The sequence below is a fragment of the Sporichthya brevicatena genome (assembly GCF_039525035.1).
In the GTDB taxonomy this organism is placed as follows: domain Bacteria; phylum Actinomycetota; class Actinomycetes; order Sporichthyales; family Sporichthyaceae; genus Sporichthya; species Sporichthya brevicatena.
Genome location: NZ_BAAAHE010000013.1, coordinates 57,689 through 63,849, shown reverse-complemented (window position 1 = coordinate 63,849; position 6,161 = coordinate 57,689). Strand labels below are relative to the sequence as shown.

At 70.0% G+C, this 6,161-nt stretch carries 6 protein-coding genes; 3 read left to right on the top strand and 3 right to left on the bottom strand.

Translation table 11 applies throughout. The features are described 5' to 3' along the window. Positions 1-58 precede the first annotated feature (58 nt). Both ABD401_RS08950 and ABD401_RS08945 read right to left on the bottom strand, forming a co-directional pair. On the bottom strand, positions 59-871 hold the full coding sequence (locus ABD401_RS08950) for an LLM class F420-dependent oxidoreductase (RefSeq protein ID WP_344603769.1): 813 nt from the start codon (positions 869-871) through the stop codon (positions 59-61). A gap of 30 nt (positions 872-901) precedes the next feature. Next, a complete protein-coding gene (locus ABD401_RS08945) occupies positions 902-2,194 on the bottom strand; it encodes a sigma-54-dependent transcriptional regulator family protein (protein ID WP_344603767.1) in 1,293 nt (430 codons plus the stop codon). A 249-nt stretch (positions 2,195-2,443) separates the two neighbouring features. Here ABD401_RS08945 and ABD401_RS08940 point away from each other — a divergent pair, with 249 nt between their 5' ends. From ABD401_RS08940 to ABD401_RS08930, 3 genes are read left to right on the top strand one after another with little or no spacing between them, the layout of a single operon-like run. Continuing rightward, positions 2,444-4,261 (top strand): hypothetical protein, encoded by a 1,818-nt coding sequence (locus ABD401_RS08940; protein WP_344603765.1) that lies wholly within the window; start codon positions 2,444-2,446, stop codon positions 4,259-4,261. 26 nt (positions 4,262-4,287) lie between these two features. After that, positions 4,288-4,857 carry a hypothetical protein gene (locus tag ABD401_RS08935; protein WP_344603763.1) on the top strand — a complete coding sequence of 190 codons (570 nt, stop codon included), beginning with the start codon at positions 4,288-4,290 and terminating at the stop codon, positions 4,855-4,857. A gap of 16 nt (positions 4,858-4,873) precedes the next feature. Continuing rightward, complete coding sequence (locus ABD401_RS08930) at positions 4,874-5,317, top strand: cupredoxin domain-containing protein (protein ID WP_344603760.1); 444 nt, start codon at positions 4,874-4,876, stop codon at positions 5,315-5,317. A gap of 65 nt (positions 5,318-5,382) precedes the next feature. Here the strand turns inward: ABD401_RS08930 and ABD401_RS08925 are convergent, their stop codons facing one another. Continuing rightward, positions 5,383-6,159 (bottom strand): hypothetical protein, encoded by a 777-nt coding sequence (locus ABD401_RS08925; protein ID WP_344603758.1) that lies wholly within the window; start codon positions 6,157-6,159, stop codon positions 5,383-5,385. Positions 6,160-6,161 lie beyond the last annotated feature (2 nt).

Genomic DNA, 6,161 nt, shown 5'->3' with positions numbered 1-6,161 from the left:
TCATCTCGAGCGGGCTCAAGCCACCGCGCGACCGCCGCGCGGATTATTCAGGAGAGTCCTAGAGAAGCACCTCCGCCAGGGCCCGCTGCCCGGCCGACGGGTCGGGGCCGAGGACCTGGATGCAGACGTGGTCCGCGCCCGCGTCGTGGTGGGCGCGAAGTCCGTCGGCGATCGTCTTCGCGTCGCCGTGGAGCACCATCGCGTCGACGAACGCGTCGGAGCCGCCGTCCGCGAGGTCGGCCTCGCTGTACCCCTCGCGCAGCCAGTTGTTCCGGTAGTTGATCAGGCCCAGGTAGAAGTTCAGCGTCTTGCGGGCGATCGCCCGAGCCTCGTCGGCGTCCGTGCTCACGACGACCATGTGCTCGGGTGCGAGCAGTGCACCACCGACGATCTCGCGCGCCTGCGCGGTGTGCGCCGGGCTGGTCAGGTACGGGTGCGCGCCGGCCGTGCGGTCGGCGGCGAGCTTGAGCACCTTCGGCCCGAGCGCCGCGAGGCACATCCGGTCGCGCGGGACACCCGCGGCGTCGAGCTCGTCGAGATAGCTGACCATCGTCGGGTACGGGGCCTGGTACTCCTTCGTGGCCTCCGGGTGCCCGATGCCGACGCCGAGCAGGAACCGGCCCGGGTGCTTCGCCTCGATGCGGTGGTAGTTCTCCGCGATCGGCCCGGCGTCGTCGGCCCACATGTTCACGATGCCGGTCGCGATGACGATGCGCTCGGTCGCGTCGAGGAGCTCCTCGACCTGGGTCAGCGGCTCCCGCGGCGACCCGCCGAGCCAGAACGTGCCGTACCCGAGACGCTCCGCCTCCGCGGCGAGCTCCGGGGTCGAGCGGACGGTGGGCTGCCAGATGCCGAAGCTTCCAAGATCCATGAGCTGCACCCTAGCTCCGGGATCACGAATTCAGGAGAGCCTGCTTACCGGCCGGTCGGCCAGCGCGCGGACGGCCGGTGCCATCGACCCCGCGACGACGGGGGACTGCCCGGCGAGCTCCGCGTCGCCCCAGTCGATGACGAGGTCGACCTCGTCGGCCAGCCGGTACGGCCGGCTCAGGACGATCGCGCCGAGCGAGCGCCGTAGCCGGGAGACCTCGGCCCGGACGGCGACGACGTGCTCCGCGTCCCCGTACAGCGCCTCGCTCAGAGCCGCGGCGCCGATGCCCGCCCGCCCGGCGAGGTGGACGAGCAGCAGCAGTTCGGCGTGACGCGCCGTCAGGGCGAAGCGCCAGCTGCCCTTGTCGCTGCAGGTGGACACGACCGGTGCGCTGTGCAGGTCGAGCGTGAGGTTGATGCGCTCCTGCCGCTCGGCCGGACGCAGGAGCCAGCCACCGTTGATCCGCTCGGGCACGCAGACGCCCAGACCCGGGACCGAGATGGCGCGGTCGGCGCACGGCACGGCCACCCGACGCCCGGTCGCGATGCCGGTGGCCTCGGCGATCCAGCCCTCGTCGTCGACGATGAGCGCGGGGCCGTCGAGCGTCGCGATGATTGAGGCGGCCTGACTGCGCAGGCGCTCGAGGTGGGTCACGTGCCGCTGCCAGATCTGCATCTCGGCGCAGTGGACCGCCGTCTCCACCAGCGCCCCGATCGCCGGGTGCAGGGTCAGGGCCGGGCCGCTGACGTCCACGATGCCGGCGAGCCGGCCGGTGCGCGGGTCGTGCACCGGCGCCGCGGTGCAGTACCAGGGGTGCAGCTCGACGCAGTAGTGCTCGGCCGAGAAGACCTGCACGCCGCACTCCTCGGCGAGCGCCGTGCCGATCGCGTTGGTGCCGACCCGGTCCTCGGTGAACAGTGCCCCCTGGACGAAGCCGTGGCGGTCGGCGACGTGCCGCAGCTGGGTCGAGCCCTCGCGCCACAGGATCATGCCCTGGTCGTCGGTGACCGCCAGCAGATAGTGCGAGGCCTCGGCGTAGGAAGTGACGGTGCGTCGAAGTCCTTCGATGACCTCGGCAAGTAAGGAGGACTCACGACGCTCGTCGATTTGACTCGGCGTCAAGAGATCTTGGCGGATGTCGCCGAGCGGCCGCAGACCGGAGACCTGAGAACGGTTCCACGAACGGGCGATGACCGGACGGGGGCGAAGTGCAGTGGCCCGGCCGGTGCTCGTGATCGCTTCGTGCGCCTGTTGCAGGGCGCGCGCGTACGTGGGCAGGTCCGTGCCGGGGCGAATCGAATTGAAGCCGTTCGGCGCCTTCACGCGTCCACCTCGTCGCTTCGGTGGTTCGGAGCATATTTCCCCTTATGCAGCGTCATGCAACCCTTGCGGGGGCGTTTTGCACCGCAGGAAACTTGCCGGACACCAACACCCGTTTCGAATGTCCGGCCCGCCCCGGTCGCCGAGACGAGCCCCCGCGTGCGGGCCCTCTGCGAATGGGCCGCGCGCGCAGCCGAGTACGCCGTCGTACGGACGGCTTCTTCGACGATCCTCCGGTAAGGAGCGCGCCTGATGGCCAAAGCCCCGAAGTTGCCCTGGAAGGAAACCTGGCCGGACGTCCCCGAGGACGTCCCGATCGACGTCATGCCGGCATCGAACGGCGAGTACGTCCCCAAGCCCCCGACCAAGAGTCAGCTTCAGATCATGGCGCTGCAGGACGAGGCGGTGGAGCACTGGCGTCGTCGGTTCAACATGGACCGGCGCTCGTTCGTCCGCACCGCCGCCGGCTACGCCATCGGTATCTGGGCGATCAACCAGGTGACCGCCGGGAAGTGGGGCAGTTACGCCTTCGCCGGCAACGGCATCCCCGGCGAGGACGCCGTCGACCTGGAGAACCCCGGCGCGCAGTTGGCCAACCTGCCCGGCGAGTTCATCCTCGACACCCAGGGACACCACCTCGACGCCGCCGGCCGCTGGCGCGTCGAGAACCCGGGCTTCGGCCAGTTCCTGCAGTTGTGGACCTCGCAGGCCATGGGCCAGATGCCGGGCGTCGACGACGGGGAGATCCGCGGGTTCGGTTTCGGCGGTGAGCTCGACTGGATCGAGAACCTCGGCCGCTACCACTACTTCAAGGAGATGTTCCTCGACTCCTCGACGACGGTCAGCCTCCTGACGGCGCTGCCCAACCTCCCGGACGCGACCAACATCCTCCCGGTGGCGTACGCGAAGGAGACCGTCGACCTCGCGAACCACCTCTCACAGTCCGAACGTTGCTTCATGCACGCGTTCGCGCAGCCGAACCGCGGCTTCGTGCGCAACGGCATGACGCCGATCCACCAGGCCGAGGACTTCGCCTGGATGGAGCAGGCGGCCAAGAACATGCCGATCTACGGCTGGAAGCTGTACTGCGGCTGGGGTGACGCCGCGTTCGGCACGCCGCCGCCGCTGGGCAGTGCACCGCCGATGAACGGCTGGTGGTTCGACGACGACAACGGCATCGCGATCGTCGAGCACATCCGCACGATCTGCGAGCGCTACGACCGACCGAAGGTCATCTGCACCCACAAGGGCCTGGCCTTCAACGGCACCTTCGACTCGGCCAAGTTCTCCCCGCGCGACATGGGGATCATCGGCCGCATGTACCCCGACGTGGCCTTCTACACCTACCACTGCGGGTACGACGGCGAGTACATGACGGCGTACCCCGGCGACGAGAAGGTCAACTCCTCGAACCGCAGCGTGGACGCCTTCATCAAGAGCCTGCGCGAGAACGCCTGGGACGCGACGCAGTTCATCAAGCCGGGCATGGAGCACGGCAACACGAAGAACATGTACGCCGAGCTCGGCTCCGTGTGGTGGAACGTCATGAACGACGCCGACCAGGCCGCGCACCTGCTGGGCAAGCTCATCACCTACGTCGGCCCGGAGCGGATCGTGCTCGGCACGGACTGCATCTGGTACGGCAACCCGCAACCGCAGTTCGTCACGATGCGCGCGCTGCAGTTCAGCGACCGGGCCAAGGAGTTCTACAACCTGCCCTACGGCCTCGACGGTGACCGCTTCGACCCGCGGAAGAACGCGCTGTCCCCGGACAGCTACCGCAAGAAGCACCCGAACGTGAAGGGCTGGCCGACCGACGGCAAGGCCCACCCGGAGCGCAGCATCCGCAACGGCATCCTCGGCCGCAACGCCGCCAAGGCCTACGGCCTCGATCCCGACGCCCACCGCGGCAAGATCTCGACCGACCAGGTCCAGGCCATGCGCGACGCGTACATCCTCAACCCGATGACGCCCCGTGAGATGGCGACGTTCCGCAGCAACCAGATCATCGGACCGCGCACACGTCGAGATTTCTGGCGCTACGTCAACTCTCCCGAGTACGCCCCGTGAACCCCACACCAGACAGGAGGCGCTCCATGTTCCGGATCGGCACGACAGCGATCGCGGCCGCCCTGCTGGTGGCCGGGACGATCGCTCCCGCGGAGGCCAGTTCCTCCAAGGCCACGGCGTCCTGGAAGGCCGGACCGTCCAACGGCGACGCGTCGACCTTCCACCAGGTCGACGCGGCCGCCGGTGAGATCACGATCTTCCAGCACAACACGCGGCAGGCCGGCACCGTCCACTGCGTCGGCGAGGGCCCCCGCGCCACGCTCGTCGGTGAGCAGGTGACGAGCAGCCCGGCGTCGCGGGTCCGGGTCGACTACGTCGACGCGATCATGACCGAGCACCCGATCATCGACGTCGTCGTGATGGGTTCGGACGGCCGCGTGCTCGGGCACAGGTCCGCGTTCGGCCCGAAGTACTACGAGAGCGGAGCCCTGGAGGTGCCGCTGTTCAAGAAGTCGAAGGCCGGCGAGACGGTGCGAGTGCTGACGGGCCTTCAGGTCCACGCCGGCTGCCTGCCGCACCCGTTCGTGCTGGGCCTGGCCGGGTCGCGCCCCCTCGAGGGTGCGCGCGTGACGTTCCCGTCGTTCTCGGTCTCGTAGCGGAAAGGGAGACTCCATGAAGAAGACCACCCGTTACGGGGGCCTCGGCGGGGCTTTCTTCCTCGCCCTCGGCCTCGCCACCGTTCCCGGCAACGCCTCGGCCGACCCGATCGAGGACTTCACGACCCAGCCCCACCCCGCGGACACGTTCGCGTCCGCGTGGAGTTACTTCCCGTCCAACGAGATCCACATCTCGCAGGGCGGCACCTTCAAGTTCGGGAACTACGACGTCATCCAGGGGATCCCGTCGCACAGCATCGACGAGTACATCCCCGGCTGCACCGCCCCGCCCTACAAGCCGGGCGCGGGCAAGGACTGCCCGCCCACCCGCTTCAGCAGCGGGCTGGTCGACTGGATGCAGGTGAAGACCGTCCACGGCACCGAGAAGCTGCCGAAGGGCCGGTACGAGTTCGTGTGCCAGGTGCACCCCTCCATGCGGGGGACGCTGGTGGTCGAGTAGCGCTCGACCCAGCACGAAGGGGCGGTAGTGGCCTGCTACCGCCCCTTCGCTGTGTTCGGGGCCGGTCAGCCCGCTGCGTCCAGGGCGCCTTCGAGGCGGGTGTCGGTGACGGCCCGGCGCAGCCCGTCCGCCTGGGCGTCGTACCAGGACTTGACGGCGTCCACGTGGACGTCCCGCTGGGCGGCGGGGGTCTCCGGGCCGTCGAGCCGAATCCCGACGAGCAGGTAGGTGCCGTCGGCCAGGGCGCGGTAGGCGGCCGCCTCGCCGCGGATCTGGCCCGTCGTCAGGTCGCGGTCGACCCAGTTCCAGAGATGGATTGTCCCGCCGTCGGGGGTGGGGACCTCCTCGCACGGCAGCTTGCCGCCGGCGCCGTTGCAGACCTGGTCGAACGCGGAGCGGCTGACGAGCTCGGTGTGCGCGGTCGCGGCGTACGCGCCCTCCGGAAGGCCGGCGGCCGCCTCGTCGTCCGGGTCGAGGGTCACCGTGCCCCGGCGGACGGACCACCCGGGGCCGAGGTCCTCGGCGAGGTAGCCGGCGGCGAGGGTGACGTTGTTGCCGACGGCCGGGTCGGGCCGGGCGGGCTCGGGGTCGGCGGCCGAGGTGACCGGGGTGCTGCCGTTGTCGTTCAGCGCCGTCACGGTGGTGATGCCGACACCCAGGACCGCGACGATCGCGAGCCCGGAGCCCAGGATCTGCGCGGTCTGCCGCCGGCGGCGGATCCGCCGCCCGGCGGTGATGGCGCGGTGCACGTCGGCGGGGGAGGGATCGCCCCCGCCGTGGCCGGCCGCGCGGAGGAGGTCGACGACGCCGTCGTCGCTGTGCGGTGCCAGAGGTCCGGTCATGG